Raw genomic sequence first — 19068 nt, 5'->3', positions numbered from 1 at the left:
GAAGGGGGACGGTTCACTTTTTTGCGCTGTTGCGGCGGCAAGTGGGCAATATAGTAGGTTCCCGAGCCGGGCGGGCCAACGATAGAATAGGACTATAATTCATTGTCCAAGGAGGCAGGTTGGGTATGGCTGAAAACGGTTACAGATGGCGGGACGGATTCCCGAAAATCGGCATTCGTCCGACGATCGACGGCAGACGAAGAGGGGTGCGCGAGTCTCTGGAGGAGCAGACGATGAATCTGGCCAAGGCGGTGGCCCGGCTGTTGGAGACGGAGCTGCGGTATCCGAACGGGCAGCCGGTGGAATGCGTGATCGCCGATACGTGCATCGGCGGGGTAGCCGAAGCGGCGGCCGCAGCGAAGAAATTCAAAGCGGCCGAAGTGGGGGTGTCGATCACCGTGACACCGTGCTGGTGCTACGGCACGGAAACGATGGATACCGATCCGCAGGTTCCGAAGGCGGTATGGGGCTTTAACGGCACTGGCCGTCCGGGTGCGGTGTATCTGGCGGCCGTGCTGTCCGCCCATGCGCAAAAAGGGCTGCCGGCGTTCGGCATCTACGGCGAAGACGTGCAGGACGAAGGGGACGACCGGATTCCGGCCGACGTGCAGGAGAAGCTGTTGCGCTTTGCCCGCGGCGGACTGGCGGCGGCGCTGATGCGCGACCGGGCGTATTTGTCGATGGGCTCGGTATCGATGGGGATCGCCGGCTCGATGGTGAACGATGCTTTTTTCCAAGAGTATCTGGGAATGCGCAACGAGTACATCGACATGACCGAGTTCACGCGGCGGATGGAGGAAGGGATCTACGATCCCGAGGAATACGAAGCGGCGCTGGCCTGGGTGAAGAAGAACTGCCAGGAAGGCCCGGACAACAACCCGTCCCATCTGCAGACGACGCGCGAGCGTAAGGACCAAGAATGGGAGACGGTCGTCAAAATGACGCTGATTACGCGCGACCTGATGATCGGCAACCCGCGTCTCGCCGAACTGGGTTACGAAGAGGAGGCGCAGGGACATCACGCGATCGCCTCCGGTTTCCAGGGGCAACGTCAGTGGACGGACCATTTCCCGAACGGCGATTTCATGGAGACGATGCTCAATTCGTCGTTCGACTGGAACGGCACGCGCGCGCCTTACCTCGTGGCGACGGAGAATGACAGCTTGAACGGCGTCGGCATGCTGTTCGGGTATTTGCTGACCAACACGGCGCAAATTTTCGCCGATGTACGCACGTACTGGAGCCCGGCTTCCGTGGAACGGGTGGCCGGCTATAAGCTGGAGGGCCGCGCGGCGGGCGGCATCCTGCACCTGATCAACTCCGGTTCGGCGGCGCTCGACGGGACCGGCGAGCAAATGAAAGACGGCGTTCCCGTCATCAAGCCGTTCTGGGAGATCAGCGAGGAGGAAGTCGAACGCATGCTGCAAGCGACGCAATTCCGGCCGGCTTCGCTGGAATATTTCCGCGGCGGCGGATTCTCCACCGATTACTTGACCCGCGGCGGCATGCCGATGACGATGACCCGGTTGAACCTGGTCAAAGGGCTGGGTCCGGTGCTGCAAATCGCCGAGGGGTATTCGGTGGACCTGCCGGAGCAGGTGCATGACACGCTTGACAAACGGACCGACCCGACATGGCCGTCGACCTGGTTTGCGCCGAACCTGACCGGCAGCGGCGCGTTCGCCAGCGTTTACGACGTAATGGACCACTGGGGCGCGAACCATGGCGTAATCAGCTACGGCCATATCGGCGCCGACCTGATCACGCTGGCGTCGATCCTGCGCATTCCGGTCAGCATGCACAACGTGCCGAAGGAGAAGGTATTCCGCCCGCGGGCCTGGGGTCTGTTCGGCACCGAAGACGCGGAGAGCGCCGATTTCCGGGCCTGCGCCGCGTTCGGGCCGCTGTACAAATAACAAGTACTCAAGCATGCCTATAAAGGAGAAAACCGAAATGCAAAACATGGAAACGCGCCAAGAGCTGTGCAAATACGCCCGCAAGATTGTAGAGAGCGGGTTGGTCGTGGGGCCGGGCGGCAACATCAGCGCGCGGGCCGGCGACAAGATGTATCTGTCGCCCAGCGGCTTCGCGCTTGAGGAGATCGAGCCGGAGCAGTGGATCGAAGTGGATATTCCGACGGGGGAGGTGACCGATATCGGCTTGCGTCCGTCGTCCGAAGTGCTGATGCATCTCTACGGCTACCGCCAAAAGCCCGACATGGGGGCCATGGTGCATACGCACCCGTCCCATTGCATCGCTTTTACGCTGATTGAGCGGGACCTGCCGATCATGTTCCCGGACCAGGCTGCATTAGTCGGACGGACGGCGTTTATTCCTTATTTGATTCCGACGACGGACCTGCTGGCGAACGCTGTAGCCGAGAAGGTGAACGAAGCGAGCTCGATTTTGCTGGGGAACCATGGCCTGGTCACGACGGGGCGCAATCTGCGTGAAGCCTACTACCGGACCCAGGTCGTGGAGGAAAGCGCGAAAATTTACTTAAGCGCGAAGGCGGCGGGGACGCCTGCCCCGTTAACGGATCAGGAGGTCGCGGACATCGCCGCGCTGGAAAGCGAAGACTACCGGATTACGCTGCTGCAAAAAATGAAGTGATCGGACGGTGAAGGTTCATGTCATCGGAACAACAACGTTTCCCCTGCGCTCTCGCGTTTGATTTAGGGGCCGGCAGCGGTCGGGCGTTTGTCGGCGAGATCGTGCCCGGGAGTCTTGATGGTGAGTCCGGTGCCAGTCCTGGTGCCGGTCCTGGTCCCAGTCCCGGTCCCGGAACTCCCGGCGTTCGGAAGCTGACCATCACCGAGATTCACCGTTTCCCGAACGTTCCGGTCCAAATCGGCGGGCATCTCCATTGGGATACGCCGATGCTGCTGCGGGAGATCAAAACCGGCATCCGCAAAGCGTTCCAGGCCGGGTTCAGCCCGGAGAGTTGCGCCATCGACACTTGGGGCGTCGATTTTGGCCTGTTGGATCGAAACGGCGAGCTGCTTGGCATCCCGTACCATTATAGGGACCGCCAAACGGAAGGGCTGGTCGAGGAGGTATCCGCCCTGATCGGCGCGGAGCGCTTGTTCCGCGAAAGCGGGCTGCAGTTTATGCCCTTTAACACGCTGTATCAGCTGTATGCGATGAAAAAAGCCGGCTCCCCCAAGCTCGATCTGGCCGAAACGCTGCTGCTGACGCCGGATTTGCTAAGCTATTTTCTGACCGGCCGGCGCGTCTGCGAATTTACGATGGCGACTACGACGGGGCTGTTCGATCCTGCCCGGGGCGCCTGGAACGTCCCGCTGATGGAGCAGCTCGGCATCTCGGGCGAAATGTTCGCCGATCCGGTGCCTCCGGGTACCGTGATCGGCGAACTGACGGCGGAGGTCTGTGCGGAGCTTGGGGTCCCGCCGATCCAGATGATCGCGGTCGCTTCGCACGACACGGAATCCGCCGCCGCGGCCGTGCCGGCGGATTCGCCGGCGTTCGCCTACCTCGTCAGCGGCACCTGGTCGCTGCTGGGGACGCAGATGGCGAGGCCGCTGCTGACACCGGCGGTGCTGGAACGCCAGTTCTCCAACGAAGGCGGCGTGGACGGCACGTACCATTTGCTCAAAAACATCATGGGCCTGTGGATCCTGCAGGAGTGCAGACGCAAATGGGAACAGGGCGGCGAAGCCTATTCGTTCGCGGAGCTGGTGCAGTTGGCGAAACAGGCGGAGCCGCTGTGCACCTTGATCGACCCGGATGATCTGCGTTTTATGAATCCGGCCGATATGCCGGAGGAAATCCGCGCTTTTTGCCGGGAAACGGGCCAACCGGTACCGGATTCGCCCGGCGCCTTCGTCCGCTGCATCCTCGAAAGCCTGGCGCTCCGCTACCGTCAGGTGCTGGAGCAGGCCGAGGAACTGACCGGTTCACGGTTTGCCGGGCTGCATATGGTTGGCGGCGGCATTCAGAACGAGCTGCTTTGCCGCTTTACGGCGGAGGCGATCGGCCGCCCGGTATGGGCGGGACCGGTGGAAGCCAGCGCGATCGGCAACCTGCTGGTACAGCTGAGAGCCGGCGGTTGGCTCCAGGACCTGCAGGAAGGCCTCGCGCTGGTGAAGGCATCGTTCCCGCTCCAGGTTTACGAGCCGGGGCTTGAGGAGCGCCAAGCGGCGTGGACCGCCGCCTATGAGCGATTCGAACGACTCGGGAGGTCGATGAAATGTTAAAAGGCATATCCAGCCTGCTTTCGCCGGAGCTGCTGAAGATTCTGATGGAAATGGGGCATTCGGACGAGATCGTGCTCGCGGACGGCAATTTTCCGGCCGCAAGCCATGCCCGGCGGTTAATCCGCTGCGACGGCCACGGAATCCCCGAATTGCTGGAAGCGATTCTGCCGCTGTTTCCGCTCGACGCTTACGTGGAACGGCCGGTTTCCTTGATGGCGGTCATGTCCGGCGATCCGGTCGAAACGCCGATCTGGGACGAGTATCGCAGGATCGTCAGCCGTCACCACACAGCGGATCAGCCGTTTGAGGAGGTCGAGCGATTTGCCTTCTACGAACGGGCCAAACAGGCGTATGCGATCATCTCTACCGGTGAAAAGGCGCTGTACGCCAACGTGATCCTGAAAAAGGGCGTGGTTACGCCCTAAACGAAGCTATACCACCAAAAGAAGATCGCATATAACAGGGGGCTGCCGGAGGGCATGCCCCCTTTGAAATCGCTGCAACAAAGCGTTCACAAGATTCTGAGCGATATCGAAACGACGGTGCTTGGCGACAGCCGGATTGGATTGAGGGGGGCGGAAGGCAAGACCTGTTGTCAGGCCCTTGTTAGCCCCTTGTTAGCCCCTTGTCAGACCTTTGTCGGGCGCTCTTGATGATTATCCCGTTTGATCAGGTCGGCGGAGAAGTAGAAGAGCTCGGGAGAAGGAATAGTCATGAACAAGCTGCGTTGGGTATGAAAAGAGCAAGATTGTGCCCAGCCTAGGCCTTCCTTCCGGAACACACTCAAACCGCATCATGTCATTTTAGCCGCTCGCTCATGCGACCTTCCCCTATAACAAGTTTGAACCACGCCAATATACACGGCAACTGCAACTTACCTCACCGCAAGCACCTCAATCAAGCCGCAACTGCAAGGGATGAGTTCGGTTGAGGCGCGATCATTTGGAGGTAAGGGATTGACGGAATCTCCACACACATGTGCAGTAAATTTAGCACCTTCTGCTGCTGCGTTTCTTGCTCTCCAAGTCGAAGCAGTCGGCGTCGTCCGGTGTACTCGTTCAGGTAGGATTGCAGATGCTTCGCTCCTAATGCTACATACGTACTTGTTAGCGATTTCCACGCCTCTCTCACCACTTTCCGCAAGGGCAAATACAGCCGGTAGGCCAGAGGAAACGACTGCACCGCCGATGTACGAACCTCCACCTGTTCGGTGATGAACGAAGCGAGTTCGCGGCGGTTAGCTCTTTGTCCTTCTCCTCTCTTCTGCGGCAACAGGTGGATCTTGACGTGCTCCGGCTCGCCCGATTCCGTCACGGTGCACCCCGCTACGACCGCCGTGGCATACGGATGCGGGAACTGACACCGGGACGGATCCCGCCCATACTGATCACTGTTCACCTTCACGTCTCCGTTTAACAGCTCCCGGGCATCGAACTCCCCGACAGCATGGCGTATTTTGTGCAGCATCAACCAGGCGGTCTTGTAGGTGACTCGAATCACCTGGCTCAGCCTCATTGCCGAGATCCCGTCGGGGAGCAGGAACAGCTCTAGGGCTTGGAACCATTTCAATAGGGGCAGATGCGTTCGTTCAAAAATCGTGCCAACTATAGGTGACGTTTGATGCGTGCATCTTCCGCATTCGAACAAGGGGAGCCGTCGGGAGGTCAGGCGGGTACAGCGGGTGTAGCCGCAGCAGGGGCAAACGAAGCCGTTCGGCCATTTCGCGGCGATTAACGCCTCTATGCAGGCTTCTTCACTTTTATAACGGCTGTTGAGTAATTGAAGATCACTATCCGTTTTAACTTCCATTTCCGCTCACCCCTGAAACAGAAAATACGTACGTATGTTCGATTTATCTCCATTATACCAAACATATGTTCTTGCATCAAGCCGAAAATTCCAGTTGAAAATTCCAGTTGAACTGCCTTTTTAATAACATTTTTCTTGATCTCTTACCCGCCCTGACCGATTAACCCTAATCAATCTCGAGTCTCTCCTTCTGAGCAAAAGGGATAATCGTGCAAAAAGAGGGATGAAGGTACACAAGAGTACCCCTGTTCCGCAATTTTTTATGAAAGCGCTATACCCAAAACAACCCAAATGGTTTAAAATTAAAACAAACAAAAATAAAGAAAAAACCAAATAAACAAAAATGGAGGTAATTATGGTTCAAAATTTATGGGACTCATCCAAAGCATCGACTTTATCCGCAGGGCTGGAACAACTTGTCTACCGCTCCAATTTGCTTGGCGCGGATCGCCGGGTGTGCAACTGGGGCGGCGGCAACACGTCGAGCAAAACGATCGAGAAGGACTTCCGCGGCCGAGACGTGGAAATGATGTGGGTGAAGGGAAGCGGCTCGGATCTTGCCACCATGAAAGCGGGGAACTTTACCGGACTGCGCATGGACGATATTCGGCCGCTGTTTGAGCGGGAGGAGATGTCGGACAAAGAGATGGTGGGTTACCTGGCGAATTGCATGGTTGACGCCAAACATCCGCGGGCATCGATCGAAACTTTGCTGCATGCGTTATTGCCGTTTAAGCATGTCGACCATACGCATCCGGACGCGATCATCAGCTTGTGCTGCGCCGACAACGGCCAAGACATTGCCCGGAAAATCTACGGCAACCGTTTCGTATGGGTTCCGTATATCCGGCCCGGGTTCACGTTGTCCAAAATGATCGCCGAAGGCGTCATGGCCAACCCGGATGCGGAGCTGGTGCTGATGGAGAAGCACGGGTTGGTGACCTGGGGCGAGACGCAGGAGGATTGCTACGCCAAAACCATCGCGATTATCAATGAGGCGGAAGCTTACATTGAAGCGAAAAGCAGAGCGCAAGCGGCGGAAGGACGCGTATTTGGCGGGCAATTGACCAAGCCGCTCGAAGCCGAGCAGCGCCGGGCGATCGCGGCGGAAGTGATGCCGCTGGTGCGCGGGTTGGCGAGCGGCGACAGTCCGGTTATCGTCACGTTCGACGACGAGGCGGACGTGCTCGAATTCGCCGGCAGCCGGGATGCCGGCGAGCTGTCGCAGGTCGGCGCCGCCTGCCCCGATCATCTGGTGCACACGAAGATGGTGCCGCTGTTCGTCGACTGGAAGCCGGATGCCGCTGATGTCGCCGGGCTGAAGGATAAGCTGGCAGCAGGGATCGCTGACTATAAAGCGCGGTACCAGGCTTATTTTGAGCGGAATAAGCAGGCTAATGACGTCATGTTCGATGCAGCGCCGCGCGTCATCCTGATTTCCGGTGTCGGCATGCTGAACACCGGCAAAAGCTGGGTGAACTCCAAGCTGAGCGGGGCTTTGTATCATCGGGCGATCGCGGTAATGAAAGGCGCGACGGCGCTCGGCCGGTTCGTATCGCTCAGCGAAAACGAATCTTACAACGTCGAGTATTGGCCGCTGGAGCTGTATAAATTGTCGCTGGCGCCTGCGGAGGCGGAGTTTTCCCGCAAGGTAGCGTTCATTACCGGGGGCGCGGGCGGCATCGGCAGCGAAACGGCGCGGCGCCTGGCCGACGAAGGAGCGCACGTCGTGCTGGCCGACCTGAACCTGGAAGGGGCGCAAAAGGTCGCGGCTGAAATCAACGCTCAATACGGCGAGAACCGGGCATTGGCGGTGAAGATGGACGTGACGCAGGAGGAGCAGGTTGCGGCCGCTTACGTCAAAACGTCGTTAACCTACGGCGGCGTCGACATTATCGTCAACAACGCCGGCTTGGCAACGTCCAGCCCGTTCACGGAAACGTCGCTGCAGGAATGGAATCTAAATATGTCCGTGCTGGGGACGGGATATTTTCTCGTCGCGAGAGAAGCGTTCAAGCTGATGAAGGAGCAAAACCTTGGCGGCAGTATGGTGTTCATCGGCTCGAAAAACTCGGTGTACGCCGGCAAAAACGTTACCGCCTACAGCTCCGCCAAAGCGCTGGAGGCTCATTTGGCCCGCTGTATCGCGGCCGAAGGCGGGGAACTGGGCATCCGGGTGAATACGATTTTACCCGATGCGATTTTGCAGGGCTCGGCGATTTGGAATTCCAACTGGCGGAATGAGCGGGCCGCCGCTTACGGCATTGAACCGGATCAGTTGGAGGAGTATTACCGCAAGCGTACGACGCTGCTGGTGAATATTTATCCGCGGGATATCGCCGAGGGGGTCGCCTTTTTTGCTTCGTCCAAGGCGGCAAAAACGACCGGCTGCATGCTGACGATCGACGGCGGCGTGCCGGCGGCTTTTGTAAGATAAGGCGGGGAGTAGCGGTGAGGGTGAAAATCTAACGAACCTATGGGAGGTGCGAGGATAGGATGGGGCTTCTGAATAATGCGGACACGGCAACGGCCGGGACCGGGACAGGGAACGGGCACGGCATCAAGGTATCGATGTTTGCCACCTGCATCGGCGACGCGGTGTACCCGCGCATCGCGGAAGCGATGGCCCGCTTGCTGGCACGGGTTGGAGTCAAGCTGGAATTTCCGCAGGGGCAAACGTGCTGCGGCCAGCCGGCGTTCAACAGCGGATATTGGGATGAGGCGCGCCGGTCGGCAACTACGTTACTGGAGGCTTTTGCCGACAGCGATTTCGTCGTCGGTCCTTCGGGCTCGTGCATCGGGATGATTCATCATTACCCGAAGCTATTCGAGAAGGATCCGGTCCGGTTAGCGATGGCCGAGGAACTGAAAGCCAAGTCGTATGAATTCACGCAGTTCCTCGTCCAAGTGCTGGGTATCACCGATCTTGGGGCGGCGTTTCCGCACAAGGTCACGTATCACCCGTCCTGCCACGGCAGCCGGCTGCTTGGAATCAAGGAGGAGCCGATAGCGCTGCTGCAAAACGTGAGGGGCATGGAGCTCGTGCCGCTTCCGTTCGCGGAGGATTGCTGCGGTTTCGGCGGGACGTTTGCGGTGAAGATGGCCGATATTTCCGGGGCGATGGTCACGGAAAAAGCCGACCACGTGCTGGAGACGTCCGCCGAAGTGCTGACCGGGTTGGACATGGCCTGCCTGATGAACATCGCCGGCCATTTGCGTTACCGTCGCCGGCCGGTACGCGTGATGCATCTGGCCGAGCTGCTGTACGAGGGGGTGAGCGGGGCGTGAATACCGTAAAGGAACGGGCGGAGCTGGCGCTGAACAACGATTTCTTGCGCAAAGCGGTGCGCTTTACGACCGAACGCCTGCGCGACGGGAAGCGGAAAGCCGCCGCCGACCATGGAAACTGGGAGGAATGGCGGGAACGGGGGCGGCAAATTCGCCTGCATACGATTGCGCATCTCGATTACTACTTAAACCGGTTTGCCGAGCAGGCTAGGGCGAGCGGGGCGCATGTTCACTTTGCCGCCACCGGCGAGGAAGCGGTGCGCATCGCATTGGAGATCGCCGCCCGCAAGCAAGCGAGTTCCGTCGTGAAGTCGAAATCGATGGTCAGCGAGGAGCTGCACATCAACCGGGCGCTGGAGGAAGCGGGCGTCGAGGCGATCGAAACCGACCTGGGCGAGTATATTATTCAGCTTGCCGGGGAAGCTCCTTCGCATATCATCATTCCGGCGATTCACAAAAACCGTCACCAGATCGCCGAGCTGTTGTCCCGCGAGGCAGGGGAAGAACTGCCGCCGGAGACGAGCGTGCTGGCCGGGTTCGTGCGCCGGAAGCTGCGGACGAAGTTTCTGGCGGCGGACATCGGCATGACCGGCTGCAACTTCGCGATCGCCGAGACCGGTTCGATTGTGCTGTTCGAAAACGAAGGCAACGCCCGCATGGTGTCGACGGTGCCCCAAACGCAAATCACGTTTATGGGCATGGAGCGCATCATCCCCACCTGGAGCGACCTCGAAGTGATGGCGACGCTGCTGCCGCGCTCGGCGACCGGACAAAAGCTAACGGTCTACATGTCCGGCATTACCGGACCGCGCCGGGCGGAGGATGGGGACGGCCCGGAGGAGATGCATATCATCGTCCTTGACAACGGCCGCTCCGAGCAACTCGGCGATCCGGAGTTTCAGGAACTGCTGAACTGCATCCGTTGCGGGGCTTGCCTCAACGCTTGCCCGGTATACCGCCACATCGGCGGCCATGCTTACGGCGGAACGTACAGCGGCCCGATCGGTGCGGTGCTGACGCCGGCGCTGAACAAGAATGTGGCGGAATGGGACGATATCGCTTCGGCCTCCAGCTTGTGCGGCGCCTGTTATGAAGCATGTCCGGTCAAGATCCCGCTGCACGACATGCTCGTCTATTTGCGGCGGCGCAAGGTCGAGCAGGGTTACGGTAACAAGCTGGAGACGGCGGGGATGAAGGGCTTCGCCGCCGTGACGGCGAGCTCCAAGCGGTTTCATCGGGCGCTGAAGCTGGGCAGGATCGCACAACGAGCCGTCGTGCGCGGCGGGGAAATTCCGGCGCGGATCGGCCCGCTCAAAGGCTGGAACCGCTACCGGGTTGCGCCAAGCCTGGCAAACTCGCCGTTCCGCGAACGCTGGGGTACGCTCCAGCATGAGCTGCGGGCAACGATGGCGGAGACCGTGACCGGCGCAGCCGCGCAGGAGCGGATGATGGCGGTGCTGCGCATGCGTGCGGCGGGACCGGAAGGCCGCGAAGAAACGGTGCGGACGCATGGAGCCGCCGGTGACCGAGCCGGTGCCGCGACGGTACGGAAAGAAGGTCAAACCTATGACGGATAACGAATATAACGATTGGCTGAAAGCGAAGGAAGCGGAAGCGCGGCGGAATCAGGAGCAGTTCATGGAGCGGATCGCCGGGAAACTCAAGCGACCCCGGCTGCGGGAGGCGCCGGACCACCCGTTCCGGGGAGCGCCGTCGTACTGGCGGGAGTTGGATTGGAGCCTGGAGGAGCGGCTGGCTCGCTTTGAGGAAAATTTCACGGCGGCGGGGGGGCATGTCGTCCGGCTGGCCGATCTCGAAGCGGCCAAAGCGTATATTGTGGCCAAGGCGCAAGCGCTTGGTGCCCGTTATATTCTGCGCCAGGACGATCCGTTGCTGACGGAGCTCGAGCTGGACGACGCGCTTGCCGCCGACGGCGCCCGGGTGTCCGTGTGGAACGAGCATCGTTCCGAGGCGTGGATCGCCCGGGCTGCGGAGGCGGACATCGGCATCGTGGCGGCGGATCATGCCGTCGCCTACACCGGTTCGCTGGTCGTTCGGTCCGCCGCGGAGAAGGGGCGCTCGGTCAGCCTGCTGCCGACGGTGCTGTTCGCCATCATCCCCGTGGAACGGCTGAAAACCCGCTTGGGCGAGGTAATGGAGACGTTCGACGCGGCCGGGCGTGAAGCCCTGCCCGCCGGCATCCATTTCATCTCCGGTCCGAGCCGTTCGGCGGACATCGAAAACGATTTGACGATCGGCGTGCATGGGCCCGGCATCGTGTTTGCGCTGCTGGTCGGTTAAGAAGGGAGAAGTCAGTACAACACTTCGATGTTATTGCCTTGCAGCAGCTGAAGCCAGGCGTCGGAGGGGCGCTCGTCGGTGATCAAATAATCGATTTGCTCCCAGTCGGCCAGCTTGACGAAAGCATTCTTGTCAAACTTCGTATGGTCGGCCAGCAAAATGACTTTGTCGGCATGGCGGAGCATGTGCTTCTTCAACTCGCATTCCGGCTCGTTGGAATCGGAGATGCCTTTGTCCGGCGACATGCCTTTGCAACTGATGATCGCGGTGTCGACGTTGTATTTTTGCACCGTTTCCTGGGCGGCGGGGCCGACCAGCGACAAGGAGCGCGCGCGCAGCGAACCGCCGGTGGAGATGATGTTCAGGTTCGAGCCGGCGAATTCGTGCAGGACGCTGACGGAATTGGTGATGACGGTCACGTTGTTTTTCGGAAGCAGCGTCTTCAAAAATTCAAAGCAGGTCGAGCTCGGATCGATCATCAGCGTGTCGCCGTCGTTCACCAGGTCAACCGCTTTGAGCGCGATGTCCCGCTTGATTTCCACGTTGATCGTGTTCCGCGTCGTATAAGGCAAATCTTCGTTCGTGTGCCGGTTGAGCATCGCGCCGCCGTAGGAGCGGGTCGCAATCCCTTCTTTTTCGAGCTTCTCCAGGTCGCGGCGGATCGTCTCCTCCGTGACTTCGAACATCCGGCTGAGCTCGGACACCAGCACCCGCTTGTCCTGATGAAGCAAGTCGATGATTTTCTGTTTGCGTTCTGCCGCCAGCATGGCGTTCACCTCCCTCCCATCATAGCGATAAAAAGGGGCGCTTGGCAACCGTATTCGGGAATGCGGCGGCTTTGGCGGGCGTTATTTTTTCACGGAATAGACAAAAACGGAATGAAAACAACATTATATATCTTTGTTTATGTTGACTCCAAAGGAAAACGGACATAGGATAGAAATAAGAACAGGCCGTATTTTGGAGCGAGGAGCGCTGAGGAATGATAAATCATCTAGCCGTCGATATCGGCGCCTCCAGCGGGAGGCTGGTATGGGGGACACTGCAGGACGGCCTATTGTCGCTGCAGGAGATCCACCGGTTCGATAATGGGTTTCATGAACAAGGCGGGCATTGTTATTGGGATATCGATCATCTGTACAGGGAAGTTATCCGCGGCCTGCAGCAGGCCAAAAAGCTCGGGATCGAACGCTGCACGCTGGGCATCGATACTTGGGCGGTCGATTATGCACTCCTGGATGGGAAAGGGGAGCGGATCGGCGAAGTTTACGCTTATCGCGATTCCCGCACGCTTGAGGCAATCCCCCAGGTTCACGCGGTGTATCCTTTCGCGAGAATTTACGAGAAAACCGGCATTCAGCATTTGGTTTTCAATACGCTGTATCAATTGTACGCGCACGATCGAGCGGAGCTTGCGGCCGCGGAGCAAATCCTGCTCGTGCCGGATTATCTCCATTATTTGCTGACGGGGCGGATGATTAGCGAAACGACCAATGCCTCGACGACGGCTTTGCTGAATCTGCAATCCCGCGATTACGACCCGGAATTGCTGGATCTGCTGGGGCTGCCGCGGTCGAAGTTTCCGGCGCTGACGGAGCCGGGGACGCGCCTCGGGCCGATCAAGGAGGAGCTGGTGCGGGCTTACGATCTGCCCGCATGCGAGCTGATCGTCGCGGCGACGCACGATACGGCTTCCGCCGTATTGGGCGTGCCTGCCGGCGCCGCTTCGTGGGCGTATCTCAGCAGCGGAACCTGGTCGCTGATCGGCGTGGAGCGGCAGGCGCCGCTGGCGACGCCGGAAGCGATGGAGCGCAACTATACCAATGAATGGGGCGCGTACGGCACGTACCGTTTTTTGAAGAACATCATGGGTATGTGGCTGATCCAGGAAGTTCGCAAGGAGTACGGAAAACAGCACAGTTATGCCGAGCTGGTGGAGCTGGCGGAGGCGGTGCCGCCGTTTCGTTCCCTGATCGACTGCAACGACGACCGCTTTTTGAACCCTGCGCGGATGACCGAAGAAATTCGGCGCTTCTGCGCGGAGACGGGCCAGCCTGTTCCGGATTCGCCGGGGGAGGTCGCGCGGTGCATTTATGACAGCTTGGCTTTATCCTACGACGTTTACCTGCGGGAGCTTGAGCGGCTGACCGGCCAAAAGCCGGAGACGCTGCATATCGTTGGCGGCGGCGCCAACAACGGGCTGCTGTGCCAATGGACGGCGGATGTATCGGGCATTCCGGTGGAAGCCGGGCCGACGGAGTCGACGGCTTTGGGCAATCTGCTGGTGCAGATGATCAGCAGCGGGGCGATACGCGATATCGGCGAGGGACGCGAGCTGATTCGGCGGTCTTTTCCGATCCGGACGTATGTCCCGCGGGGGACGCATGCCGGCCGGATTACAGAGGCGCGGACACGGTTCGCGGATTTGCTGGCACGGTGACGGTAGGAAGGAGCAATAGAGCGATAGAAAGGTCATGTCAAAGGAGGAGCAGAACATGGACAACGCGATTCAAACCAGCTACCATGAGGCGAAAAAGCTGTACGAGCGGCATGGGATCGACGTCGACGGCGCGTTGGCCCGGCTGGGCCAAATCAAAATTTCTTTACACTGTTGGCAGGGGGATGATGTCAAGGGATTTCTGCGCAAGGATCAGGAGCTTGGCGGCGGTCTGGCGGTCACCGGCAGTTATCCCGGACGGGCGCGGACGCCGGACGAATTGCGGCAGGATTTGGACGAGGCGCTTCGCCTGATTCCGGGCAAACATAAGGTGAATCTTCACGCGATTTACGCCGATACGGAAGAACGGGTCGAGCTCGACGCATTGGAGCCGCGGCATTTTGCCGGTTGGGCGGAGTGGGCGAAGGACCGGGGACTTGGGCTTGATTTCAATCCAACCTGCTTCTCGCATGAGAAGGCCAAGGACGGCTTCACGCTCAGCCATCCGGACCCGGAGATTCGCAAATTTTGGATCGACCACTGCAAGGCGTCGCGCAAAATTGCCGAATCGTTTGGCCGGGCGCTCGGCCAGCCCTGCGTCACGAATGTCTGGATCCCGGACGGCTTCAAGGATTCGCCGGTGGACCGGCTGACGCCGCGGGCCCGCCTGATGGAAGCGCTCGATGAAGTTTTCGCCGAGCGGATCGACGAGAAGTACAACATCGACGCGGTGGAGAGCAAGCTGTTCGGGATCGGCTCGGAAAGTTATGTCGTCGGCTCGCATGAATTCTACATGGGTTATGCATTGTCGCGCGGCAAGGCGGTATGCTTCGATGCCGGCCATTTCCATCCGACGGAGACGATCTCCAACAAGTTGTCTTCCTGGCTGTTGTTTGGCCGCGAGCTGCTCTTGCACGTCAGCCGCCCGGTGCGCTGGGACAGCGACCACGTCGTGACGATGGACGACGAGCTGCTGGAAATCGCCCGCGAGCTGGTACGCGGGGGGCTGCTGGACCGCACGCATATCGGCCTTGATTTCTTCGACGGCAGCATCAATCATATCGCGGCTTGGGTCATCGGGACGCGCAACACGCAGAAAGCGCTGCTGCGGGCGATGCTGGAGCCGGTCGACGCGTTGAAGCGGCTGGAGCTGGACGGGGACTACACGTCCCGGCTGGCGCTGGTCGAAGAGTTCAAATCGTATCCGTACGGTGCAATTTGGGATTATTTCTGCGCAACGCAAGGTGTGCCGGTGCGCGAAGCGTGGCTGACGGACGTCAAGACCTACGAAAAAAACGTGCTGTCGGCGCGGTAAGCAATAAATTGTAATCCGAGGTAATCCGCATTTTCAAATATAAGCTTGGTCAAAGGAGAGGAACCTACTGTGAGTACGACAATAACGGAAGTGGAGGAAGGTCGGCGGGCCCGGGGGGTGGAAGTGCCTTTCATCCGGGAGATGGCGGAAATCACGTATCATATGTGGCGTCTGGGCTGGGATGAGCGAAACGGCGGGAACATCAGCTACCTGCTGGATGAGGCGGAGGTGGCGAAATATCTCGGAACCGGATCTGCAACGGAGCGCCGCAAGCTGCCGCTCGCGTTTCCGGTGAAGGAGCTCGCGGGACGTTATTTTATCGTGACGGGCTCGGGCAAGTATTTCAAAAACGTGATCTCCGATCCGGAAGCGAATCTTGGCGTACTGCGGGTGGCCGAGGGCGGGGATCAGGTCGAAGTGCTGTGGGGCCTGCGGGACGGCGCGGTACCCACCAGCGAGTTGCCGGCTCATTTCATGAGCCATATCGAGCGCTTGAAGGTGGACCCGGCACACCGCATCGTCATGCACTGCCATGCGACGCACGCACTGGCCATGACGTTCGTCCATGAGCTGGACGAGAAAAAGCTGACGAAAACGCTGTGGGAGATGTGCACAGAATGTCTGGTGGTGTTCCCCGACGGCATCGGCATCGTGCCGTGGATGGTGCCCGGCAGCCCGGACATCGGGCGGGCCACCGCCGCGAAGATGCGCGAGCACCGCGTCGTTATCTGGCCGCAGCACGGGATTTTCGGCACGGGAACCACGATGGATGAAGCGTTCGGCTTGATCGAAACGGTGGAGAAGGCGGCCCAAATCTACATGCTGCTCGGCGACCGTCCGGTGCTGCAAAAGATCACCGACGCCCAACTGCAGGACCTGGCCAAAGCGTTTGGCGTCACGCCGCAGCCGGGGATTTTGAGCTAGGGTTGAGCGGCGAATCCCAAAACAGCAAAAAGAAGACATCTTCCTATGGGTTGATGTCTTCTTTTTGCTATAGCAACCTTTTTCCTCAACATTATACCGTTACATCCACATGCTGACCCTTTGTCCGATCTCCGGATGCCTGAGTTTGCGTTGCTTCGGATCCGCGCTCCCCTTGATTGGCTGCTTCCGCTGCGTCTGTCTTATCTTCATCCTTTTCTACTCTGGATTTATCTAAGGTCGTATCGATGTCGGATATTTTATCCATGAGATCAGCAGAGGCCATATGAATACGATCATTCAGTTCCGCAAGCTCCGCCTCTTTGTTCTTCGTTGAGCCACCTCGTCCTGCGTCCATTTTTATTTCGCTCTCCAACACACCTGCTTTGCCTTCCATGCTGGTTTTTACAGATTGGACGGTTTTTGCCTGCTTCAATGAAGCATCGGCGCTTAGGATTCCCCGCATGGCAGTTGTACCTATGACATTAGCTTCTCGCTTGTCGATATCCCCTTGGGCCGCTTCTTGTTTCTCAACTTTAGCGGTTGATTCCTCCCGTTTCTCTTGGATTATTTCCCTTTTTCTCTGGGTCATTTGTTTGTTCAACTCTTGAAGCTGTTGCTGCAGCTCTTTTCGTCTGTTCGCTTTCGTTTCCGTAGACATTTCCTCATTACTTGAAAGGCTTTGTAATTGCTGCTGCACATTTTCAATTTGCTTCTGAATCGATTGAAGACGACGATCCTGATTTGCGCCGTTTATATTCTGCTTCGGACTATAATTGGAACCATGAACTCCTGTACTGTTTGCAATTTTCATTACGAGGTCCTCCTTAAATTTGTTTACATTTGTTATCCAATAGCTTATAAGATTTCTTTAATAATCCATTGGGCCATTTCTGTCACGATATCATATTGGTTACCGTAGGGTATTTTTGCGATACCGCCGGGAAGCCCGCTGAAATCCAAATAAATGCAATCCATCCCGCTGCCCCAATGCGGAATTTTATCGTAGCCATTGATTCCTATGAAGAATTCATTGCCGTACACTCCTTGTTCGTTTAATAAACTCAAAAATTGCTCTTTGTTAATATAAAGATTTTCTTCGTCATAGTAGATTGCATGGTTCGACCTGCTAACATCATCAATCAATACTTTGGAATCGTGAATTCCAAAGACGGTTATCGTTTCATCCATCGTATAGTTTGGAAAAGATATCGAATTTAGAAAGCAGATTCCGGATATAACTATAAGTACACAACAAACGACCAGCTTTGCCGCAGCCCCTTTTTTATAAGGCTTATACTGAATAATGCTTACCACTCTTTCTTTAAAAAAAGAATAATCACTTCTGCCGACGAAAGTTGGGAATAAACGCACCTCGTTTCCCGTAAGCAATTGCATACTCTTTAAAAGCAGACTTCCATAAGCCTTAGGTTCATAACCGCTTTTCTGAATCGATACCCTGTCGCAAATCGCTTCCATATCCTGTTTGAAATAGGGAAGACACTTATAGATCAATGGATTAAACCAAAAAACCGCTTTGAGCATATCCCAAAACGCATAAAACCATAGGTGCCCCAACCGGATGTGCGTTTGTTCATGCAACAGTATGACCTCTAACTCCTTGCGGGTATAGCTTTTATAGATTAACTCCGGAATGATAATTCTCGGTTTCAATAATCCGATGGAAAATGGAGTAACATTGGATTCGCAGAGGTAGAACTTTTTTCCCATTATGCTTCGTTGCTGTAAATTCCTAGTTGCTTTCCAGAGTTTTCTGCGCCGCCTGATCACATCGATCGCTACGACAAGGACCCCAATCATGTATATATAATCGATAAAAAGGAGCGATGCGCATACCTCTTTCCACCAGCCCAACCACTTCAATGCAAAGGGGTTTTCATCGAAAACTTTAAGGGTTCCGCTAAACATCATTAGAGGGACTAGGCACCATAATGCTCCCTTTAAGAATACCTTTCCACGAAACGCCGTATTCCGCAGCAGCATAATAAGAAGGAAGAGGAATAGGGAAAGCAAGGCACACCTTCCGGCTTTTAAGGTAAAATATGCGGATGAAAAGTGAAGCAGTTCCGGTATGTTATAAAGCAGGGATTTCCAGATCGTCATTCTTCCTGTCCTTTACTTTGCTCCAGAATTTCCGCGATTTCCCGTATCTGTTCCTCCGTCAATGGAAAAGTCTGAATAAGTGTTGCTACTGCGTTTGCTCCGTTACCGGCAAAATAGCTTTCTATAAAATGATAACTTTTTCCTTTCAGACACTCTTCCTTTGTTTTAACAGGGTAATAGTGATAGATTCTGGCATCCTTATCATCTATTGTGTAGTCTAAGATATTTTTCTGGCATAGCCGATTTATCATCACCCTGACGGTCTTGTGGCTGATGTCCTTGTTATTCTGCAATTTCTTGATTACCTCAGCCGATGTCATAGAACGGTTCGTCTGCCAAAACAACTCCATGATGAGCCACTCATTTTCGCTTGGTGTTAATGTTTTCATGCTGTCCCCCCATTTTCCTATACTAATATTATCGGATAACAGACGTAAATCTTTAGCTTTTTTGCATGAAAAAGATCAACACACGCTGTCCGGACGCTTTGCACCATTATCCCCTTTGATCAGGCAGCAGAGAAATAGACAAGAGCTCGTCTCACTCCGGTCACTGGTCTCCCTGCCCCAGCCGCTGGCCCCGCCTGAACGAAAGGGATAATCGTGCAAAGGGAGCATGAGAGACACTGAGGCACGAACCCGGGATTTTTCGACGAT

16 protein-coding genes are annotated in these 19068 nt (G+C 57.1%); 11 read left to right on the top strand and 5 right to left on the bottom strand.

Annotated elements, in window-relative coordinates:
* Positions 1 to 125 precede the first annotated feature (125 nt).
* Genes ACZF99_RS17735 through fucU form a run of 4 tightly spaced genes read left to right on the top strand, consistent with a single transcriptional unit; the run spans position 126 to position 4642 of the window.
* Positions 126 to 1916 (top strand): L-fucose isomerase, encoded by a 1791-nt coding sequence (locus ACZF99_RS17735; protein ID WP_483606393.1) that lies wholly within the window; start codon positions 126 to 128, stop codon positions 1914 to 1916.
* 37 nt (positions 1917 to 1953) lie between these two features.
* Positions 1954 to 2613 (top strand): class II aldolase/adducin family protein, encoded by a 660-nt coding sequence (locus ACZF99_RS17730; protein ID WP_483606392.1) that lies wholly within the window; start codon positions 1954 to 1956, stop codon positions 2611 to 2613.
* 17 nt (positions 2614 to 2630) lie between these two features.
* A complete protein-coding gene (locus ACZF99_RS17725; RefSeq protein WP_483606391.1) occupies positions 2631 to 4217 on the top strand; it encodes a rhamnulokinase in 1587 nt (528 codons plus the stop codon).
* Positions 4211 to 4642, top strand: a complete 432-nt coding sequence (gene fucU / locus ACZF99_RS17720; RefSeq protein ID WP_483606390.1) for an L-fucose mutarotase — start codon at positions 4211 to 4213, stop codon at positions 4640 to 4642. Before ACZF99_RS17725 ends, fucU begins: the two co-directional genes overlap by 7 nt.
* Positions 4643 to 5114: 472 nt before the next feature.
* Here the strand turns inward: fucU and ACZF99_RS17715 are convergent, their stop codons facing one another.
* Positions 5115 to 6026, bottom strand: coding sequence for a transposase (locus ACZF99_RS17715; protein ID WP_483606389.1), 912 nt, complete (start codon positions 6024 to 6026; stop codon positions 5115 to 5117).
* 355 nt (positions 6027 to 6381) lie between these two features.
* Here ACZF99_RS17715 and ACZF99_RS17710 point away from each other — a divergent pair, with 355 nt between their 5' ends.
* The 4 genes from ACZF99_RS17710 (at position 6382) to ACZF99_RS17695 (ending at position 11615) form a co-directional block, all read left to right on the top strand.
* Positions 6382 to 8463, top strand: coding sequence for a bifunctional aldolase/short-chain dehydrogenase (locus tag ACZF99_RS17710; protein ID WP_483606388.1), 2082 nt, complete (start codon positions 6382 to 6384; stop codon positions 8461 to 8463).
* Between the two features lie 122 nt (positions 8464 to 8585).
* The gene (locus tag ACZF99_RS17705; protein ID WP_483612815.1) at positions 8586 to 9314 is read left to right on the top strand and encodes a (Fe-S)-binding protein; all 729 of its coding nucleotides are present in this window, start codon (positions 8586 to 8588) and stop codon (positions 9312 to 9314) included.
* Entirely contained in the window at positions 9311 to 10891 is a 1581-nt protein-coding gene (locus ACZF99_RS17700) for a LutB/LldF family L-lactate oxidation iron-sulfur protein (protein WP_483606387.1), read from the top strand. The genes ACZF99_RS17705 and ACZF99_RS17700 overlap by 4 nt, the downstream gene beginning before the upstream one ends.
* Positions 10881 to 11615, top strand: coding sequence for a LutC/YkgG family protein (locus ACZF99_RS17695; RefSeq protein ID WP_483606386.1), 735 nt, complete (start codon positions 10881 to 10883; stop codon positions 11613 to 11615). The genes ACZF99_RS17700 and ACZF99_RS17695 overlap by 11 nt, the downstream gene beginning before the upstream one ends.
* An 11-nt stretch (positions 11616 to 11626) precedes the next feature.
* Here ACZF99_RS17695 and ACZF99_RS17690 read toward each other — a convergent pair whose 3' ends face one another.
* Positions 11627 to 12382: a DeoR/GlpR family DNA-binding transcription regulator gene (locus ACZF99_RS17690; protein WP_483606385.1), complete on the bottom strand. Its 756-nt coding sequence runs from the start codon at positions 12380 to 12382 to the stop codon at positions 11627 to 11629.
* A gap of 215 nt (positions 12383 to 12597) precedes the next feature.
* Here ACZF99_RS17690 and rhaB point away from each other — a divergent pair, with 215 nt between their 5' ends.
* The 3 genes from rhaB (at position 12598) to rhaD (ending at position 16291) form a co-directional block, all read left to right on the top strand.
* On the top strand, positions 12598 to 14055 hold the full coding sequence (gene rhaB, locus ACZF99_RS17685) for a rhamnulokinase (protein WP_483606384.1): 1458 nt from the start codon (positions 12598 to 12600) through the stop codon (positions 14053 to 14055).
* 55 nt (positions 14056 to 14110) lie between these two features.
* Positions 14111 to 15367: an L-rhamnose isomerase gene (rhaA, locus tag ACZF99_RS17680; RefSeq protein WP_483606383.1), complete on the top strand. Its 1257-nt coding sequence runs from the start codon at positions 14111 to 14113 to the stop codon at positions 15365 to 15367.
* 69 nt (positions 15368 to 15436) lie between these two features.
* A complete protein-coding gene (gene rhaD, locus ACZF99_RS17675; RefSeq protein ID WP_483606382.1) occupies positions 15437 to 16291 on the top strand; it encodes a rhamnulose-1-phosphate aldolase in 855 nt (284 codons plus the stop codon).
* A gap of 91 nt (positions 16292 to 16382) precedes the next feature.
* On the opposite strand, the gene ACZF99_RS17670 is transcribed toward rhaD, so the two are convergent.
* The 3 genes from ACZF99_RS17670 to ACZF99_RS17660 are packed head-to-tail and all read right to left on the bottom strand — an operon-like array spanning position 16383 to position 18801.
* Positions 16383 to 17102, bottom strand: a complete 720-nt coding sequence (locus ACZF99_RS17670; protein ID WP_483606380.1) for a FlxA-like family protein — start codon at positions 17100 to 17102, stop codon at positions 16383 to 16385.
* Between the two features lie 44 nt (positions 17103 to 17146).
* Positions 17147 to 18412 carry a M56 family metallopeptidase gene (locus ACZF99_RS17665; RefSeq protein WP_483606379.1) on the bottom strand — a complete coding sequence of 422 codons (1266 nt, stop codon included), beginning with the start codon at positions 18410 to 18412 and terminating at the stop codon, positions 17147 to 17149.
* Entirely contained in the window at positions 18409 to 18801 is a 393-nt protein-coding gene (locus ACZF99_RS17660) for a BlaI/MecI/CopY family transcriptional regulator (RefSeq protein WP_483606378.1), read from the bottom strand. Before ACZF99_RS17660 ends, ACZF99_RS17665 begins: the two co-directional genes overlap by 4 nt.
* Positions 18802 to 19068: the final 267 nt, after the last annotated feature.

Source organism: Paenibacillus sp. JL3B1040, from assembly GCF_057063165.1.
Note: the sequence above shows the minus strand (reverse complement) of the source record. Positions and strands in the feature narration are given on the sequence as shown.